The sequence below is a fragment of the Mesorhizobium sp. B2-7-2 genome (genome assembly GCF_006440775.1).
Taxonomy (GTDB): domain Bacteria; phylum Pseudomonadota; class Alphaproteobacteria; order Rhizobiales; family Rhizobiaceae; genus Mesorhizobium.
Window position 1 is genome coordinate 195,541 of sequence record NZ_VFTZ01000008.1, and the last position, 16,255, is coordinate 211,795.

The 16,255-nt window shown below is 63.6% G+C and carries 19 protein-coding genes; 14 read left to right on the top strand and 5 right to left on the bottom strand.

All coding sequences use genetic code 11. The features are described 5' to 3' along the window. The first annotated feature begins 11 nt into the window (after positions 1–11). From FJ425_RS13695 to FJ425_RS13715, 4 genes are all read left to right on the top strand, one after another. Positions 12–923, top strand: a complete 912-nt coding sequence (locus FJ425_RS13695; protein WP_140541286.1) for an ABC transporter substrate-binding protein — start codon at positions 12–14, stop codon at positions 921–923. A 215-nt stretch (positions 924–1,138) separates the two neighbouring features. After that, the gene (locus tag FJ425_RS13705) at positions 1,139–2,302 is read left to right on the top strand and encodes an ABC transporter permease (protein WP_140633862.1); all 1,164 of its coding nucleotides are present in this window, start codon (positions 1,139–1,141) and stop codon (positions 2,300–2,302) included. Then, positions 2,299–3,237: an ABC transporter ATP-binding protein gene (locus tag FJ425_RS13710; protein WP_140541289.1), complete on the top strand. Its 939-nt coding sequence runs from the start codon at positions 2,299–2,301 to the stop codon at positions 3,235–3,237. Before FJ425_RS13705 ends, FJ425_RS13710 begins: the two co-directional genes overlap by 4 nt. After that, positions 3,234–3,983: an ABC transporter permease gene (locus FJ425_RS13715; RefSeq protein ID WP_140633859.1), complete on the top strand. Its 750-nt coding sequence runs from the start codon at positions 3,234–3,236 to the stop codon at positions 3,981–3,983. The genes FJ425_RS13710 and FJ425_RS13715 overlap by 4 nt, the downstream gene beginning before the upstream one ends. 207 nt (positions 3,984–4,190) lie before the next feature. Here FJ425_RS13715 and FJ425_RS13725 read toward each other — a convergent pair whose 3' ends face one another. Further along, the gene (locus FJ425_RS13725) at positions 4,191–4,394 is read right to left on the bottom strand and encodes a type II toxin-antitoxin system HicB family antitoxin (RefSeq protein WP_140541292.1); all 204 of its coding nucleotides are present in this window, start codon (positions 4,392–4,394) and stop codon (positions 4,191–4,193) included. A gap of 360 nt (positions 4,395–4,754) precedes the next feature. Between FJ425_RS13725 and FJ425_RS13730 the strand changes: the two genes are divergently transcribed. Next, positions 4,755–6,896 carry a sodium-translocating pyrophosphatase gene (locus tag FJ425_RS13730; RefSeq protein WP_140541293.1) on the top strand — a complete coding sequence of 714 codons (2,142 nt, stop codon included), beginning with the start codon at positions 4,755–4,757 and terminating at the stop codon, positions 6,894–6,896. A gap of 85 nt (positions 6,897–6,981) precedes the next feature. On the opposite strand, the gene FJ425_RS13735 is transcribed toward FJ425_RS13730, so the two are convergent. The 3 genes from FJ425_RS13735 to FJ425_RS13745 form a co-directional block, all read right to left on the bottom strand. Further along, positions 6,982–7,971 (bottom strand): glycosyltransferase family 2 protein, encoded by a 990-nt coding sequence (locus tag FJ425_RS13735; RefSeq protein WP_246677932.1) that lies wholly within the window; start codon positions 7,969–7,971, stop codon positions 6,982–6,984. 1 nt (position 7,972) lies between these two features. Continuing rightward, on the bottom strand, positions 7,973–8,518 hold the full coding sequence (locus FJ425_RS13740) for a dTDP-4-dehydrorhamnose 3,5-epimerase family protein (RefSeq protein ID WP_140724136.1): 546 nt from the start codon (positions 8,516–8,518) through the stop codon (positions 7,973–7,975). Positions 8,519–8,656: 138 nt separating this feature from the next. Beyond that, on the bottom strand, positions 8,657–9,181 hold the full coding sequence (locus tag FJ425_RS13745) for an outer membrane protein assembly factor BamE (protein ID WP_140541295.1): 525 nt from the start codon (positions 9,179–9,181) through the stop codon (positions 8,657–8,659). A gap of 117 nt (positions 9,182–9,298) precedes the next feature. Between FJ425_RS13745 and FJ425_RS13750 the strand changes: the two genes are divergently transcribed. The 7 genes from FJ425_RS13750 (at position 9,299) to FJ425_RS13780 (ending at position 14,075) form a co-directional block, all read left to right on the top strand. Beyond that, a complete protein-coding gene (locus FJ425_RS13750; protein ID WP_140724139.1) occupies positions 9,299–9,841 on the top strand; it encodes a ubiquinol-cytochrome C chaperone family protein in 543 nt (180 codons plus the stop codon). Positions 9,842–9,852: 11 nt separating this feature from the next. After that, positions 9,853–10,401 (top strand): YceD family protein, encoded by a 549-nt coding sequence (locus FJ425_RS13755; protein WP_140724142.1) that lies wholly within the window; start codon positions 9,853–9,855, stop codon positions 10,399–10,401. Between the two features lie 129 nt (positions 10,402–10,530). Then, positions 10,531–11,598 (top strand): phosphate acyltransferase PlsX, encoded by a 1,068-nt coding sequence (gene plsX, locus FJ425_RS13760; RefSeq protein ID WP_140541298.1) that lies wholly within the window; start codon positions 10,531–10,533, stop codon positions 11,596–11,598. Between the two features lie 9 nt (positions 11,599–11,607). Beyond that, positions 11,608–12,579 carry a beta-ketoacyl-ACP synthase III gene (locus tag FJ425_RS13765; RefSeq protein WP_140724144.1) on the top strand — a complete coding sequence of 324 codons (972 nt, stop codon included), beginning with the start codon at positions 11,608–11,610 and terminating at the stop codon, positions 12,577–12,579. A 104-nt stretch (positions 12,580–12,683) separates the two neighbouring features. After that, the gene (locus FJ425_RS13770; protein ID WP_023815657.1) at positions 12,684–13,007 is read left to right on the top strand and encodes an integration host factor subunit alpha; all 324 of its coding nucleotides are present in this window, start codon (positions 12,684–12,686) and stop codon (positions 13,005–13,007) included. A gap of 131 nt (positions 13,008–13,138) precedes the next feature. Next, entirely contained in the window at positions 13,139–13,678 is a 540-nt protein-coding gene (locus tag FJ425_RS13775; RefSeq protein ID WP_040983239.1) for a MerR family transcriptional regulator, read from the top strand. Positions 13,679–13,772: 94 nt separating this feature from the next. Next, complete coding sequence (locus FJ425_RS13780; protein ID WP_140724147.1) at positions 13,773–14,075, top strand: DUF883 family protein; 303 nt, start codon at positions 13,773–13,775, stop codon at positions 14,073–14,075. Between the two features lie 204 nt (positions 14,076–14,279). Here the strand turns inward: FJ425_RS13780 and FJ425_RS13785 are convergent, their stop codons facing one another. Beyond that, positions 14,280–14,888: a hypothetical protein gene (locus tag FJ425_RS13785; RefSeq protein WP_140724150.1), complete on the bottom strand. Its 609-nt coding sequence runs from the start codon at positions 14,886–14,888 to the stop codon at positions 14,280–14,282. Positions 14,889–15,190: 302 nt separating this feature from the next. Between FJ425_RS13785 and FJ425_RS13790 the strand changes: the two genes are divergently transcribed. Beyond that, the gene (locus FJ425_RS13790; RefSeq protein WP_095767666.1) at positions 15,191–15,457 is read left to right on the top strand and encodes a helix-turn-helix transcriptional regulator; all 267 of its coding nucleotides are present in this window, start codon (positions 15,191–15,193) and stop codon (positions 15,455–15,457) included. 203 nt (positions 15,458–15,660) lie between these two features. Then, a complete protein-coding gene (locus tag FJ425_RS13795) occupies positions 15,661–16,119 on the top strand; it encodes a YbaK/EbsC family protein (protein ID WP_140633830.1) in 459 nt (152 codons plus the stop codon). Positions 16,120–16,255: the final 136 nt, after the last annotated feature.

Here is a 16,255-nt window from a genome sequence, read left to right on the forward strand (position 1 = left end):
GGATTTTCACAATGTTTTCAATCCGAAAGCTCGCCGTAGCAGCCGTCGCTCTCGGCATTGCGACGGCCTCGGCCAGCGCCCAGGTGGTCGTCTCCTCGAAGATCGATACCGAAGGCGGGGTGCTGGGCAACATCATCCAGCTCGTGCTCAACGCCAACAACATCAAGACGACCGACCGCATCCAGCTCGGCGCGACGCCCGTGGTGCGCAAGGCGATCACCGCCGGCGAGATCGACATCTATCCCGAATATACCGGCAATGCCGCCTTCTTCTTTCAGAAGGCCGACGATCCGGTCTGGAAGGACGCCGCCAAGGCCTACGAAACCGCCAAGAAGCTCGACTATGACGCCAACAAGATTGTCTGGCTGTCGCCGTCGCCGGCCAACAACACCTGGGCGATCGCGCTGCGCAAGGAAGTGGCCGACGAGAACAAGCTCGTCACCTTGACCGACTTCGGCAAATACGTCGCGGGGGGCGGCAAGGTTGTGCTGGCGGCCTCCGCCGAGTTCGTCAATTCGGCGGCGGCGCTCCCGGCCTTCCAGACGACATACGGCTTCACGCTGAAGCCGGACCAGCTGATCACGCTCTCCGGTGGCGATACCGCCGCGACCATCGCAGCCGCCGCCAACCAGACCAACGGCGCCAATGCCGCCATGGTCTACGGTACCGATGGCGGCATCCAGCCTTCCGGCCTCGTCGTGCTCGAGGACGACAAGGCTGTGCAGCCCGTCTATCAGCCCGCACCGATCATCCGCGAACAGGTCCTGAAGCAGCATCCCGAAATCGAGGCGCTGCTGAAGCCGGTCTTCGCCAAGCTCGATCTCGTCACGTTGCAGGAGCTCAACGGCCGCGTTCAGCTGGGCGGCGAGCCGGCGAAGGGCGTGGCGGAAGACTTTTTGAAGAAAAACGGGTTTTTGAAGTAGATAAGCCTTGTCTTGAAAAGCGAGAGGCCGGTGCAAGGCGCCCCCCTCTGTCCTGCCGGACATCTCCCCCTCAAGGGGGGAGATTGGCAGTTGCTGCGCCTCGCTCCCTTCTCCGGCCTTGGTGATTGGCGAAGGCCCACGCGACATCTGATCTCCCCCCTAGAGGGGGAGATGGCCGGTAGGCCAGAGGGGGGCGCCTCGCGCAAACGCGCGTCATGACCATCCGCCTCGACAAGCTCGGCGTCGTCATTGCCGCGATCGTGGCCTATGCCGCGTTCCTTGCCCCGTTCGCCACGTTCCGTGCCAACCGTATCGTGCCCGGGCAGGCGCGCTCGATCCTCGAAGCGCTGCCGTCCACGCTTGGCATGCTATTGCTGGCGATAGTGATAGCGGCCGCGATCGTCGCCCTGCTCAGGACGCCGCTTGTGCTCAGGCTGATCGCCGGCGTCGTGGCGCTGGTCGCGCTATCGGTCCTTATCGGCGTTGCCGGCGGTTTTCTGACGCCCGCCGGCAACACCTTCGCTCGCGTCTCGCCAGCCTCCGGTTTCTGGCTGCTGATCTTTGCCTTCACCTTGCTTCTCGCCGATGTGCTGACCAGGCTGAACCTGTCGCCCGGGGCGCGCGTCGGCGTGCTCGTGCTGGCCGCTTTAGCCATTGCCGCGTTGCTCGTTTCGGGACGTTGGGACAGTCTTTCCATCCTCAAGGAATACGCCAGCCGCGCCGACAGTTTCTGGGCCGAAGCTTCCAAGCACGTCACGCTGGCGCTTGGCTCGCTGGCCGGCGCGGTGATCGTCGGCATTCCGCTCGGCATCTTGTGCCATCGCGTCGAGAAGTTGCGGGCAGGGGTGCTCAATGTGCTCAACATCATCCAGACCATTCCGTCGATCGCGCTCTTCGGTTTGCTGATCGCGCCGCTCGGCTGGGTCGCCGTGCATGTGCCGGGTGCCGCCGCGGTCGGCATCAGGGGTATCGGCACCGCGCCGGCTTTTGTTGCCCTCTTCCTATATTCCCTCCTGCCGGTGGTGGCCAACACCGTGGTCGGACTCGCCGGCGTGCCACGCGCCGCCAACGACGCCGCGCGCGGTATGGGCATGACCGATCGCCAGCGCCTCTTCGACGTCGAGTTCCCGCTCGCCTTTCCGGTGATCCTGACCGGCATCCGCATCGTGCTTGTGCAGAATATCGGGCTTGCCACTATCGCCGCGCTGATCGGCGGCGGCGGCTTCGGGGTGTTCGTTTTCCAGGGTGTCGGCCAGACGGCGATGGATCTGGTGCTGCTCGGCGCGCTGCCGACCGTGGCGCTGGCCTTTGCTGCGGCGATCATCCTCGACGCCGTCATCGAGATGACCGCCACCAAGCGCAGGGTTGAAACGGCATGATCGAGATCGAAGGCATCACCAAGCGCTATGACGAGACGACAGTAGTCGATAATGTTTCGATGGTTATCGAGCCTCGAACCATCGCGACCATTGTCGGCACGTCGGGATCCGGCAAGACGACGCTGCTCAGGATGATCAACCGGCTGGTCGAGCCGAGCGCCGGCGTCGTCAAGCTCGACGGCGCCGACAACCGCTCGGTGCCCGGCTATCAGCTGCGCCGCAGCATCGGCTACGCCATCCAGGGCCACGGCCTGTTTCCGCATCGCACGGTGGCGCAGAATATCGCCACCGTGCCGTTGCTGCTCGGCTGGGACAGGGATCGCATCAAGGCCCGTGTCGACGAGTTGATGACGCTCTACCAGCTAGACCCCCAAGCCTATGGCCCGCGTTACCCGCACGAGCTTTCCGGCGGCCAGCAGCAGCGCGTCGGCGTCGCCCGCGCTTTAGCCGCCGAGCCCAACGTGCTTTTGATGGATGAACCCTTCGGCGCGCTGGACCCGATCATCCGCACCAAGGCGCAGGAGGATCTGCTGGCGATCCAGAAGCGCTTCGGCACCACCATCATCCTCGTCACCCACGACATGGAAGAAGCCGTGCATCTGGGCGACAAGATCGCCGTGATGGATGCGGGCAAGCTGGTGCAATACGCAAGACCGGCGGAGATTCTGGCCAGACCGGCAAACGGCTTTGTCGAGACACTGGTCGGCGCCAGCGAAAGGCCGTTCCGGCTGCTGTCGCTCGGGCCTGTGCGCGATGCGGTGGAGCCGGGCGGTGCCGAAGGCGAGGCGATCCCCGGCGAAGCCACGCAGCGCGACGCCCTGGCCGAGCTCTTGTGGTCGGGCCGCCCGGCGCTGCCGGTGAAAGGAGCCGACGGCAAGTTGCTCGGCCGCGTCACCGTCGAAGGCCTGGTCAAACGCGCGGCGAGGCCGCAATGAAAGCCTGGCTGCCCGCGCTGCTGAGGATGGCTGTTCTCTTGCTGCTGGCGGTCTTCATCATCAGCCCGAACTGGTTCGAGCCGCTGCTGAAACCGCTGACCGAGAATGGCGCGCCGGCGATCTACAACCAGGGCAGCCTGCTGACGCTGACGTTGCAGCATCTGCGGATCGTGCTGATGGCGACGGTGGCGGCGACGATCGTGGCCGTGGCTTTAGCCATCCTGGTCACCAGGCCGGCAGGCGCCGAGTTCCTGCCCTTGTCGCGCAGCCTGGTCAATATCGGCCAGACTTTCCCGCCGGTTGCGGTGCTGGCGCTTGCCGTGCCGGCCGTCGGCTTCGGCGAGAAGCCGACGCTGATCGCGCTCTTCCTCTACGGCTTGCTGCCGATCTTCGAGAATGCGCTGACGGCGCTCACCACGCTGCCCGGCAACGTGATGGAAGCGGCGCGCGGCGCAGGCATGACCGGCTGGCAAAGGCTGATGAAGGTCGAGCTGCCGCTGAGCGCCCCGGTGATCCTCGGCGGCATCCGGCTCTCGGTGGTCATCAGCCTCGCCACGGCAACCATCGGCTCGACGGTTGCCGCCAAGACGCTCGGCGAGGTGATAATCGCCGGCCTAATCTCGAACAACCTTGCCTTCGTGCTGCAGGGCGGCCTGATTGTCGCGGCGCTTGCAGTGCTGATCTATGACGGCCTGTCGGCGATCGAACGCTACGCCGCGCGGCGTATGGGGCAGGGGGCGGAGTAGCGCCCTCAAACGTCGTTTTCGTCGATTTGCGCCATCTTCACAAGATGGCGCAGGAGGCCGGTTTTGAGAGGCTTGTTGCCATGGATCGGAATGGAGAGACGTACGATACTTTCCTCCTTCCATAGATGTGATGGATCCCGGCAATGCGCAGAAGCAGCCGGCCTTGCCGCTCGACAATACGGGCAAGGTCCTTGCCGGAAATGGACTTCAAACGGCGATTTCCACTATCCTGCCTGGCTCAGAAGTGAATGACGATGGCAGGTCGACAGAAAGGCAGCCCTCGATGGCCTCACGCAGGTTTGCCAGAAGCTCGTCCAAGGTTTCTCCCTGAGTCGCGCATCCGGGGATGGCCGGGACCTCAGCCCAGAATCCACCCTCCTCGGCTTCGTGGACGATAGCCTTGAATTTCATCGATTAACTCCTGTCTTGCCTGGAAGATATGCTCACAATGAGTATTTGCAAAGCGAACGCTCCAGCCCCCTCGAGGCATATGAGCGTTAGATCGCGGCGCCCGGCATCACCGGTGAGCTGGTCCGGTTTGCCGCGCTCGTTCTATTTCAATCGATCTAATTCCATGGCTGCGACAGGGCGAACGCCGGCATCATCGTCTTTTGGGCGAAAGCCGGGCAAAAACCGAACAATATCTTGACGTTCCAAGCCCTGTTTCGCATACACCCCAGCCAAGGGGTGGAATCCGCGCGCGGCATCCGTTCCCGTTCCAACGGCCCAGGGAGGGGTTCTTTTGGGCCAACAATCGAGGAAAATCCGGCAATGACCATCATTACCGCCGTCATCGCCTGCGGCCTGCTGTCAGTTCTGTACGCCATCTGGGCGACACGTTCGGTCCTTGCGTCCGATCAGGGCAATCAGCGCATGCAGGAAATCTCAGCCGCCATCCGCGAAGGCGCCCAGGCTTACCTGGCGCGCCAGTACACGACCATCGCGATCGTCGGCATCGTCGTTCTCCTGCTTGCCTGGTGGCTGCTTTCGATCACCGCCGCCATCGGCTTCCTGATCGGCGCGGTGCTCTCGGGCGCCGCCGGTTTCATCGGCATGCATGTCTCGGTGCGCGCCAATGTGCGAACCGCGCAAGCCGCTTCGAACAGCCTTGCCGCCGGCCTCGACATCGCCTTCAAGTCGGGCGCCATCACCGGCATGCTGGTCGCGGGCCTGGCGCTGCTTGGCGTCTCGATCTACTACTTCATCCTGACCGGTCCGATGGGCCTGCAGCCGAACGACCGCGTCGTCATCGACTCGCTCGTCGCGCTCGGCTTCGGCGCCTCGCTGATCTCGATCTTCGCCCGTCTCGGCGGCGGCATCTTCACCAAGGGTGCGGATGTCGGCGGCGATCTCGTCGGCAAGGTCGAGGCCGGTATCCCCGAAGACGATCCGCGCAACCCGGCCACCATCGCCGACAACGTCGGCGACAATGTCGGCGACTGCGCCGGCATGGCCGCCGATCTGTTCGAGACCTATGCGGTGACCGTCGTCGCCACCATGGTGCTCGCCGCCATCTTCTTCGGCGGTACCGCGGTGCTGGGGGCCGCGATGCTCTATCCGCTGGCCATCTGCGGCGCCTGCATCCTGACCTCGATCGTCGGCACATTCTTCGTCAAACTGGGTTCCAACGGCTCGATCATGGGCGCGCTCTACAAGGGCCTGATCGTCACCGGTCTGCTGTCGATCGTCGGCCTCGCCGTCGCTACCTCGGCCACGCTCGGCTGGGGCGAGGTCGGCACCGTCGCCGGCATCGTCATCACCGGCAAGAACCTGTTCACCTGCGGCCTGATCGGCTTGGCTGTGACCGGCTTGATCGTCGTGATCACGGAATACTACACCGGCACCAACAAGCGTCCGGTGAACTCGATCGCTCAGGCGTCGGTGACCGGCCACGGCACCAACGTCATCCAGGGCCTCGCGGTCTCGCTGGAATCGACGGCGCTGCCGGCCATCGTCATCGTCGGCGGCATCATCGCCACCTACCAGCTCGCCGGACTTTTCGGCACAGCGATCGCCGTCACCACCATGCTCGGGCTAGCCGGCATGATCGTGGCGCTCGACGCCTTCGGCCCGGTCACCGACAATGCCGGCGGCATTGCCGAAATGGCCGGCCTGCCCAAGGAAGTCCGCCACTCGACCGACGCGCTCGACGCGGTCGGCAACACCACCAAGGCGGTGACCAAGGGTTATGCCATCGGCTCGGCCGGCCTCGGCGCGCTGGTGCTGTTCGCCGCCTACTCGAACGACCTCAGGTTCTTCGCCGCCAATGGCGACAAGTACCCCTACTTCCAGGGCATGGGCGAGATCTCGTTCGATCTCTCCAACCCATATGTCGTCGCCGGCCTCATCTTCGGCGGCCTGATTCCCTATCTGTTCGGCGGTATCGCGATGACCGCCGTCGGTCGCGCCGCCGGCTCGATCGTCGAGGAAGTGCGCAAGCAGTTCCGCGAGGACAAGGGCATCATGGCCGGCACCTCGAAGCCGAACTATGCGCGCGCCGTCGACATCCTGACCAGGGCGGCGATCCGGGAAATGATCATTCCGTCGCTGCTCCCGGTGCTCGCGCCGCTCGTCGTCTATTTCGGCGTGCTTCTGATCTCGGGCTCGAAGGCCTCGGCCTTCGCGGCGCTCGGCGCCTCGCTGCTCGGCGTCATCGTCAACGGCCTCTTCGTCGCCATCTCGATGACCTCCGGCGGCGGCGCCTGGGACAACGCCAAGAAGTCGTTCGAGGACGGCTTTACCGACAAGGACGGCGTCAAGCACCTGAAGGGTTCGGAAGCGCACAAGGCCTCGGTCACCGGCGACACCGTCGGCGATCCCTACAAGGACACCGCCGGCCCGGCCGTCAATCCGGCGATCAAGATCACCAACATCGTCGCGCTGCTTCTGCTCGCCGTGCTCGCGCACGGCTGATTGCGGCGACTATTCCAGGACAAAGCCCGCGGGAGCGATCCCGTGGGCTTTGTGTTCTCGGCATGACATCATGCATTCCGGGTACTCAACTGGCTTCCGGCCTTTCGGCGCCACGGCGATAGCGGGCCAGCAACGCGTTGGCGTCTGGTTCTCGTTCGGGCATCGGCGGCAAGCCGCGCGTCCGGCGCAACATGGCAATGAACGCGCCGCGGCGATATTGGCGACGGAAGAACCGCGCCCGCGGATGTATGCCAAGCACAGCCAGAAGCCTGCGTTTGAGATACCGGGAGCGCTTGAGGGGTGCAGGTTCCTCGGCGTTGCCGAGAATCCTGACCCGCAACGCGTCTGGCGCATCCATCGCGTCCATCAGTTCTTCCTGCTCCCGCGCCGTATCTCGCGCATAGCTGCCTTCGCGCTTGCCCGAATGCAGCATGAGCACGGTTAGATGAGGCATTGTCGCAATCACAGCACCCTTGCGCCAGGCACGGAACAGCCAGTCCTGGGAACTCTCGCAAACGCACTGGCTGGCCGGGCGCCATGGCCCAAGCCTCGGCAGCGACGTCCGCCGGATCATTTGCGCGGAACCGAATCCGACAGTGGTGACTGGGTCATAGAAGCCGTCCCGGCCCATCCCGAGGATCATATGCCTGGAGCCTTTGCTCGCGGACGACTCGATAACTGCACCTCGGGCGATCACCACATCGGCACCGGTGGCGTCAATCCAGCCGCACATGGACGCCAGATGGTCGGGAAACCACAGATCGTCATGGTTCAAGATGGCGATGAAGCGGCCGCGGGCCCGGGCAAAGCCGATATTGTTGGGACCCGACTGCTCGCCGAAGTTCACCGGAAGATCGATATAGCAGATGCGGGCGTCTTCGAATGCAGCGACCGTGGCCGCGGTGTCAGGGCGGCACGCGTCGCCGATGACTATGGCTTCCCAGTCCTGCAGGGTCTGACCAATGAGGCTCTTCAGCGCCTGATGCAGCACCGCCGGACGATTGTGCGTCGCTATCACGATCGAGACCAGCGGTTCGATCGGTCCGATTGGCGCGCCTTGACCGGCCTGTTCCACACTACACCAGCTTGTAGGGGATTTGTTCCGTATCGGGCGGCAGGCGCCAATGGTCGGGCGCGTCATAGGCGTAAGCCTTGTCGACGAGGTTGAGCAGCAACACTGTCTCCGGTCCGAGGGCGACGACACCGTGCCAGACGCCCGGCGGAATGGTGACGATTGCCGGTCGCGAGGCGCCGACGATCTTGTGCCAGACCGTGCCGAAACTGGGCGAGGCCTTGCGCCCGTCGAAAAGCGATATCCGCACGCTGCCGGCGCAGCAGAACAGGCGGTCGAGAGTCGCCGCATGTGCGTGCCAGCCCGTCACCGCGCCCGGATACATGGTGCGCTGAAACACTTGCCCGACCGGCGATTGATCGAGAGCCCATTCCTCGCGAAAGATCTCGGTCAGGTAGCCGTTGGAAGTCGCGACGGGTCTGATTTCCTTGAATGCGACGCCCTCGATCGGCGGCGCATCGACGGCAAGCCAGTCCGGCGTCACCGTCTGTTGGTCAGGCGTGCCGGTCGCCATCCAGCCCTGCGGTACCGCACGATCGTCGTTGCTCATATCCAGCCCCCCGGAAATCGCCAAAGCGTCATACGTGGCTATGCGAGCATAGGCAAGCGCAGTCGGACGGTCGCCGGCAGGCGACGAAAGACCGTCAATCGAAGTCTTTCGTTCAGTCAGGTAGCCGGGCGAGCGAACTCAGGGCGTACCGCCGCTACCGCCGCCGGGAATGCCGGGCGCCAGCTTGCTGGCGCCGCTGATGACCTGGCTCAGGAAGTTCTGGTCCTTGCCGCCGGTCGGCGTCGTCCGCGATATGAAGTCGAAGACCTTGCCGTCCTTGAGACCGTAATTGGCGATCTGGGTAACGCGACCGTCAGCGCCGAAATAGACCGCCAGCACGTGCTGGTCGACGATGCGCGGGTTATCGAAGGCGACGTAGCGCTTGCGCGTTTGCGAGATGTAGTAGAAAGCCTCGTTGTCGAAGGTCGCCGTCGTCGACGGCGTGCCCAGCGCCAGAAGCACCTGCTCGCGGCTCGATCCGACCGGCACCGAATCGATCGCCTGCTGGTCGATGACGTAGCCTTTCGTCAGCGTCTCGCTCGGATGGAGATCTCCGAACATCTTGGACGAATTGCAGGCGGAAAGCGCTGACACCATTACCAGCAGCGAAGCCGCGCCCACTGGGGCGGGCGCAAAGAACGACTTGAATTTCAGCGCACCCAACAACAATTCTCCATCACATCCCCGCAACTTGCGCTGGGCCGCAAAACCGGTAAACCAGCTTGCATGCCGATGCAACAAGGCCAAATCAAACAACAGGTCCCCGGGAGACCGCCCTCAATGTTCCAGCGCCTTTTTGGCCGCGAACGCAATGCCAACCGCGCTATCACCGACGCGCTCTACGCACAAATCGTGGCGGCGGCGCGGCAAACGGTGTTTTATTCCGACTGGAATGTGCCGGATACGCCGCTCGGCCGCTTCGAGATGCTGTCGCTGCATATGTATCTCGTCCAGCACCGGCTGCATGGCGGGCAAGGCGTGGCCGCCGAGGTCGCGCAAGTGCTGATCGACGAGTTCTTCCTCGATGTCGAGCATTCGCTGCGCGAACTTGGCATCGGCGATGTCGGCGTGCCCAAACGCATGAAGAAGCTGGCAAAGATGTTTTATGGCCGTACGGCTGCCTATGACGAAGCGCTCAAGGAAGACGATCGGGTGGCGCTTGCGGCGGCGCTCGCCCGCAACGTCAGGCCGGACTCCGGCCCCTGGCCGCAGGCGCCGCTGCTGGCGGACTATGTCTGCGAGGCCTCGCACAAACTTGCCGCCCAGCCGACCGAATCGATCGCCGCCGGCATCGCCGCGTTTCCGGCGGCCGGGGCAGCGTGAAGGAGGCCGGCATGAAAGACGCCGAATTGCGCAGCCCGGTATCCTTCGTCGCCAATGTCGCGCGCCTGCCGCAAAAGGGCCTGCCTGTCCTTGTCGAGGCCGATGAGCGCCAGCGCGAGGCGCTTGCCGCCGCATATGACCTGCTTTCGGTCGAGAGCTATCGCGCCGAACTGCTTGTGGCCCCCTGGAAGCGCAATGGCGTCAAGGTCACCGGTCGCGTCGCGGCCGACATCACGCAAGCCTGCATCGTCACCCTGGATCCGGTCGCCGCGCATATCGACGAGCCCGTCGAGGCGCTGTTTCTGCCCGAGCAGTCGAAGCTTGGGCGCGAAGGTTTCGAAGGCGGCGGCGAGATCGTCCTCGACGCCGACGGACCGGACAGTCCGGAGACATTTTCCGGCGACACCATCGACGTCGGCGGGCTGGCCGAACAGTTTTTCGGTCTGGCTATCGACCCTTATCCGCGCAAGTCGGGAGCCTCGCTCGACGTCGCCGGCGACGATCAGACCGAGGAAAGCGAATTCCAGAAAAAGCTGCGTTCGCTGCTTGGAAAATCCTGAGGTGGTCCGGATTTTGGAAAAGTTGGTTGTGCGCAGGCGCAAAACCGTTATTTTCGCCGAACCTTCGCGAGGCCCCTTACCTCGGCAGGCGTCCGCCGCAAGCCAGGCAAACCGTGAGAAAAGCATTACGTGATAAGGATTTCCATCGATGCCATGGGCGGCGATCACGGACCGAGCGTGGTCATCCCGGCGCTGATGACCGTCGCCATCCGCCGCCCTGACATCCGCTTCGTCGTCTATGGCCGCGAGGACGTGGTGCGTCCTGAACTCGCCAAGTTCCCGAAACTCGCCGAGATAAGCGAGTTCGTCCATTGCGAGATCGCCGTGCGCATGGATGACAAGCCGAGCCAGGCGCTTCGCCACGGCCGCTGGAAGTCGTCGATGTGGAAGGCCGTCGAAGCGGTCAAGAACGGCGGCGCGCAGGCCTGCGTTTCGGCCGGCAACACCGGCGCGCTGATGGCGATGTCGAAATTCTGCCTGCGCACGATGGCCACCATCGACCGCCCGGCGATCGCGGCGCTCTGGCCGACGACGCGCGGCGAAAGCGTGGTGCTCGATGTCGGCGCCACCATCGGTGCGGATGCGCATCAGCTTATCGATTTCGCCATTCTGGGTACTGGCATGGCTCGCTCGGTGTTTGGCGTCGAGCGGCCGAGCGTCGGCCTGCTCAATGTCGGCGTCGAGGAGATCAAGGGCCAGGAAGAGGTCAAGGAAGCCGGCCGCATGTTGCGCGAGGCCAACATGGCCTCGATGAATTATCGCGGCTTCGTCGAGGGCGACGATATCGGCAAGGGCACGGTCGACGTGGTGGTCACCGAGGGCTTCGCCGGCAACATCGCGCTCAAGACCGCCGAGGGCACCGCAAGGCAGATCGCCGGCTATCTGCGCGCCGCTATGAGCCGCACGCTCATGGCCAAGATCGGCTACGTCTTCGCCAAGGGCGCCTTCGACAGGCTGCGCGAGAAGATGGATGTCGGTCGCTCCAATGGTGGCGTCTTCCTGGGATTGAACGGCATCGTCGTGAAGAGCCATGGCGGCGCCGATTCGGACGGATTCGCGGCCGCCATCGAGCTCGGCTACGATATGGTACGCAACAATCTGCTTGACCGGATCGAGGCCGACCTCGATCTGTTCCATGCGCGCAACCCGACCGCGCAGGCAAACAGGAAGTCCGGCGTCGCCGACGCCGAGGAATAGGAAAGAGCCTTGATCAGATCAGTCGTGCGCGGCAACGGTGCCGCGCTGCCCCGCCGCATCATGAAGAATGCCGATTTCGAAGGCATGGTCGAGACCTCCGACGAGTGGATCGTCCAACGCACCGGCATTCGCCAGCGCCACGTCGCCGCCGACGACGAGACGACTGCCTCGCTTGGCGAGGATGCGGCGCGCGCTGCGCTCGACAGCGCCGGCATGACGCCCGCCGATATCGATCTCATCATCCTGGCGACCTCGACGCCCAACAACACGTTCCCGGCGACGGCTGTCGAAATCCAGAACCGGCTCGGCATGCATCACGGCTTTGCCTTCGACATGCAGGCCGTGTGCTCGGGCTTCGTTTACGCTGTCGCCACTGCCGATCTCTATATCCGCGGCGGCCTGGCCAAACGCGTCCTGGTGATCGGCTCGGAAACATTCTCGCGCATCCTCGACTGGAGCGATCGCTCGACCTGTGTGCTGTTCGGCGACGGCGCCGGCGCGCTGGTCCTCGAAGCGGAAGACGGAGCCGGCGCGATCACCGATCGCGGCGTGCTGGCCGCAAGCCTGCGCTCCGACGGCGTGCATAAGGACAAGCTCTTCGTCGACGGAGGTCCTTCGACCACGGGAACCGTCGGCCATCTGAGGATGGAAGGCCGTGAAGTGTTCAAGCATGCCGTCGGCATGATCACCGACGTCATCGAGGCGACCTTCAGCGAGGCCGGCATAACAGCCGAGGACCTCGACTGGTTCGTGCCGCATCAGGCCAATAAACGGATTATTGACGCTTCCGCCAAGAAGCTCGGGATTGCCGAAGAGAAAGTGGTGGTCACCGTCGATTTACACGGTAACACCTCGGCTGCTTCGGTGCCGCTCGCTTTGTCGGTGGCCGTCGCCGATGGTCGCATCAAGAAGGGCGACCTGGTTCTTCTCGAGGCGATGGGTGGAGGCTTCACCTGGGGCGCGGTGTTGCTCCGCTGGTAAGTGCCGAACTCGCCGGTTCGGTCCTTGACCTTGCCGGATCAATTACTTAGGCTCAGCCTTTGCCTGTATCGATTTACGTTTTTGCGAGCAGATGGGACGGTCGCATGGGGGGAAAGACACTTACGCGTGCCGACCTTGCTGAAGCCGTTTACCGGAAGGTTGGTTTGTCGCGAACGGAATCGGCGGAACTCGTCGAGGCTGTGCTGGACGAAATCTGCGAAGCCATCGTTCGCGGTGAGACGGTCAAGCTGTCGTCCTTCGCCACCTTCCATGTCCGCTCCAAGAACGAGCGCATCGGCCGCAATCCCAAGACGGGCGAGGAAGTGCCGATCTTGCCGCGCCGGGTGATGACGTTCAAGTCCTCGAACGTGCTCAAGAGCCGGATCCTGCGTTCGCATCAGAACAGCAAGGGCAAGGGCGGCAAGTAGTTTGCTGGCGAATGCGGTTGAAAACCGCCGGCGGTTTTGAAGCTGGGCTTGAATATCGTTTCATAAATCGCTGAAATAAGGGGCGATTCGGCACCATGCCCGGATCGTAGTCCAGTGTGGAGGATTGGCCCATGGACAAGAGCCCCGATGCTTTCCGCACCATCAGCGAAGTCGCGGAAGATCTTGACCTGCCGCAGCACGTGCTGCGTTTCTGGGAGACGCGCTTCACCCAGATCAAGCCGATGAAGCGTGGCGGCGGCCGGCGCTACTACCGGCCGCAAGACGTCGAGCTCATCAAGGGCATCCGGCATATGCTCTACGATCAGGGCTATACGATCAAAGGCGTGCAGAAGCTGTTGCGCGAGAACGGCAACCATTTCCTGGTCGCCATCGGCAATGGCGACATGGCCGCGGTGGAGGCCATCGCCCAGCGCCGCCAGGCCGAGCAGGTGCCGCTGACGGCGGCCGCGCAGCCGCGCGGGGACGAGGACGCGCTGGTCGGCCAACCGAAGGTGAAGCCCAGCCGCCGTTTCTTCGGCCTCGGCAAGAGCGACGACGAAGGTCCGGTTCAACCTGACTCGTCGAAATTGTCGCGTGACAATCGCGCCTTGCTGCAGGAGGCGCTGTTCGACTTGCTGGAATGCAAGCGCCTGCTCGACCAGGTTCGTTGAACGGTCATATTTCGACTTGACCGCGCTCGGTCGGTCGGCCGGAACGGGCTCTTCGTCCGTGCGTTAGGCCTTCTCGAAGAGAAGGACAACAAGCATGGCATCGTTCTCGACCCTCTCCGACGTTGATATCGACAAGCAGGTCGCGGCGCTTTCGCGACAACTGCACGACCTGAAGAAGGTTTTGGCCAGGCGCGGCGACGCCTATTACGAGGATGGCCGCGAGGCGGCGTCCGACTATTATTCGCAACTTGCCGATCTCCTCCACGAGGCGCTGCCGACAATAAAGCGCAGGGGCAGGGCGATCGAGCGCACGGCGCGCGATCATCCGGCGACGGCCGCCGCCATCGGGCTGGTCGTGGTCGGACTGCTTGCCGGCCTCCTTATCAGCCGGCGCTGATCCTTTCGGCACCGCTATGGAAACGGCGGCGGCGTTGCGGCCGGCGATATCGGCGGATTGGGAAAGCCGGCGCGGCTCTCCTCGGCGCGCCATGCATCCGGCGCACGGACCTCGGCATGGAAGCGGCTCACTTCGCGATGCCGCCGCCTCAGATAGGCCGAGTCTTCAAGTCGCCAAAGCTGTTCGAGCCGCTCGCTGCCCTCCTCACATCGGCGGCGCGATGCCGTGATTCCTGACAACGACGCGGTTCGCGATCAGCTTGCCGTCGCCGCCGCGCTCGGCATTGACGAACACTGCGATGCCCGGCGTGAGATCTGCCGACGTGGCGGTGGCGAATGTCACGATTGGTGTCGTCTGCGGGATAGCGATCTGCTTCTTCTGGCCGTTGTCATAGGTAAGCGTGACGGTGCGGCCTTCGATCTCGGCGACGTCGGCGACGGTGCCGTTGGTCATGCGGCTGTTGGGCTGCAGATCCCAGTCGCGATCGCCTTCTCCGGTACCCTTCAGCGCGGCTGGAAAGATCACGACTTCCAGCGCGCCGCTGCCGCCGTCGGCCTTGGATGTCGAGGCGATGCCAAGAAAATCGCCCCGTTTGATATCGGCTGCCGACGCCTTGGCGACGCCAGAAATCTTCCATCCGTTGGCGAGCGTGATCGCATCGGTTTTGCCATCGCGATCCTTCACCGTCAGCGTCGATCCGGCAACGCTGACGACAGTGCCTCGAACACGTATGGCATCCGCGGCCCACGCTTGCGTCGCGCCGATGGCGCTTGAGACTGTGCCAAGCACAATTGCGAACGATTTCAAATTCATGGCATCTGATCCTTCCGAGAAACGCCCGGCGCCGGTCTGTCGGCCACCACCGGTGACGGCAAGCTAACGAACCGAGACGCCGAAAATGCCGGAGGATCCGGCCGCGGACCTTCAAAAGAACTTGATTGAGCGCCGCGCGGTCTTACATATACGCAGCCCGAGACATCAGCCGAAACGCAGCTTCACGATGGCGTGACGCCGTATGGGGTGCTCTTGGCAAATCATTTGTTAACAAGCATTCTCCCGTCCGTCTCAGGCAACACCACATTTCATCCGACCCTGTTTCATCTCAAGGAGTTGCCATGCCCAACACCGTACGAAACGCTGTTTCCAACGACATTATTGCCGCGTCCGGCCTCAACCCGTTCAAAGCCGCGCGCGAAACCAGGGGATACACGATCGAGGAGCTCTCTTTGACCTGCGGCCTGGCCGTGGGCGAGATCGTCGACATTGAGGACGGCAAAGACGCCGACCCCGCCAAGCTTCGGCGCATCGCTTCCGCCCTGCAGGTGCCGGAAGAGGAATTGATCAGAGTGCCGGCCGCCGAGAACCGGCCCACGCAGCAATAGGGACGCAAGCAAGCGTCCATGTAAAAGCCCGCCAAGGCATGCCTGGCGGGCTTTTTGATGCATGTCGCCCAACAGTGCGCTGCGGTTTTGGGGAACGACATACATCAAGACAAGGTGCGCAACGCGCGGCCGTGGCTCTTGTCAATGACCGCGCCGCCATGCGATTCGCGAGCCGGTGTTCGACAGGTCTGACGAGGGGTCCTATGAGTTTGGAATCGGTTCGCGCCTTTTTTGCCGAGCATGCACCCGACATCGAAGTCATCGTCACCGAGGCAAGTTCCGCAACAGTGGCGCTGGCGGCGGAGGCGCACGGCGTCATGCCGGCGCAGATCGCCAAGACGATCTGCCTGCGCGTGGGCGACGAGGCCATGCTGGTCGTGACCAGCGGCATCGCCAGGCTCGACAACCGCAAATTCAAGGACAGCATGGGCGGCAAGCCGCGCATGCTGGGCGGCGAGGAGGTGCTGGCAATCACCAGCCATCCGCCTGGCGGCGTCTGCCCGTTCGGCCTGCCGTCGCCGCTGCCCGTCTATTGCGATCTGTCGCTCAAGGCCTTCGACGAGGTCGTTCCCGCAGCCGGCGCCACCAATGCCGCGGTGCGCATCACGCCGGCGCGCATGGCCGATCTGGTCGGCGCCGTATGGGTCGACGTTTGCCAGTAGCAATTGCCGCCTAGATATCTCGTCATGGTTCGTCGCAGGCCGTGGTCCGGCTTTGACCGACATTCGGCGCCGCCCGCTCGCTTCCATTTGGTTTGATATAGGCATCCGCGCCTTTCGCCGTTGCGCGTCAACCAAC

Bases quoted from the DNA above. Each gene is read 5' to 3' on its own strand.
- FJ425_RS13775 (WP_040983239.1), top strand. From the start codon at position 13,139: ATGGACAAGAGCCCCGATGCTTTCCGCACCATCAGCGAAGTCGCGGAA.
- FJ425_RS13730 (WP_140541293.1), top strand. From the start codon at position 4,755: ATGACCATCATTACCGCCGTCATCGCCTGCGGCCTGCTGTCAGTTCTG.
- FJ425_RS13795 (WP_140633830.1), top strand. From the start codon at position 15,661: ATGAGTTTGGAATCGGTTCGCGCCTTTTTTGCCGAGCATGCACCCGAC.
- FJ425_RS13695 (WP_140541286.1), top strand. From the start codon at position 12: ATGTTTTCAATCCGAAAGCTCGCCGTAGCAGCCGTCGCTCTCGGCATT.
- FJ425_RS13715 (WP_140633859.1), top strand. From the start codon at position 3,234: ATGAAAGCCTGGCTGCCCGCGCTGCTGAGGATGGCTGTTCTCTTGCTG.
- FJ425_RS13770 (WP_023815657.1), top strand. From the start codon at position 12,684: ATGGGGGGAAAGACACTTACGCGTGCCGACCTTGCTGAAGCCGTTTAC.
- FJ425_RS13750 (WP_140724139.1), top strand. From the start codon at position 9,299: ATGTTCCAGCGCCTTTTTGGCCGCGAACGCAATGCCAACCGCGCTATC.
- FJ425_RS13710 (WP_140541289.1), top strand. From the start codon at position 2,299: ATGATCGAGATCGAAGGCATCACCAAGCGCTATGACGAGACGACAGTA.
- FJ425_RS13780 (WP_140724147.1), top strand. From the start codon at position 13,773: ATGGCATCGTTCTCGACCCTCTCCGACGTTGATATCGACAAGCAGGTC.
- FJ425_RS13725 (WP_140541292.1), bottom strand. From the start codon at position 4,394: ATGAAATTCAAGGCTATCGTCCACGAAGCCGAGGAGGGTGGATTCTGG.
- FJ425_RS13785 (WP_140724150.1), bottom strand. From the start codon at position 14,888: ATGAATTTGAAATCGTTCGCAATTGTGCTTGGCACAGTCTCAAGCGCC.
- FJ425_RS13705 (WP_140633862.1), top strand. From the start codon at position 1,139: ATGACCATCCGCCTCGACAAGCTCGGCGTCGTCATTGCCGCGATCGTG.
- FJ425_RS13740 (WP_140724136.1), bottom strand. From the start codon at position 8,518: ATGAGCAACGACGATCGTGCGGTACCGCAGGGCTGGATGGCGACCGGC.
- FJ425_RS13755 (WP_140724142.1), top strand. From the start codon at position 9,853: ATGAAAGACGCCGAATTGCGCAGCCCGGTATCCTTCGTCGCCAATGTC.
- FJ425_RS13790 (WP_095767666.1), top strand. From the start codon at position 15,191: ATGCCCAACACCGTACGAAACGCTGTTTCCAACGACATTATTGCCGCG.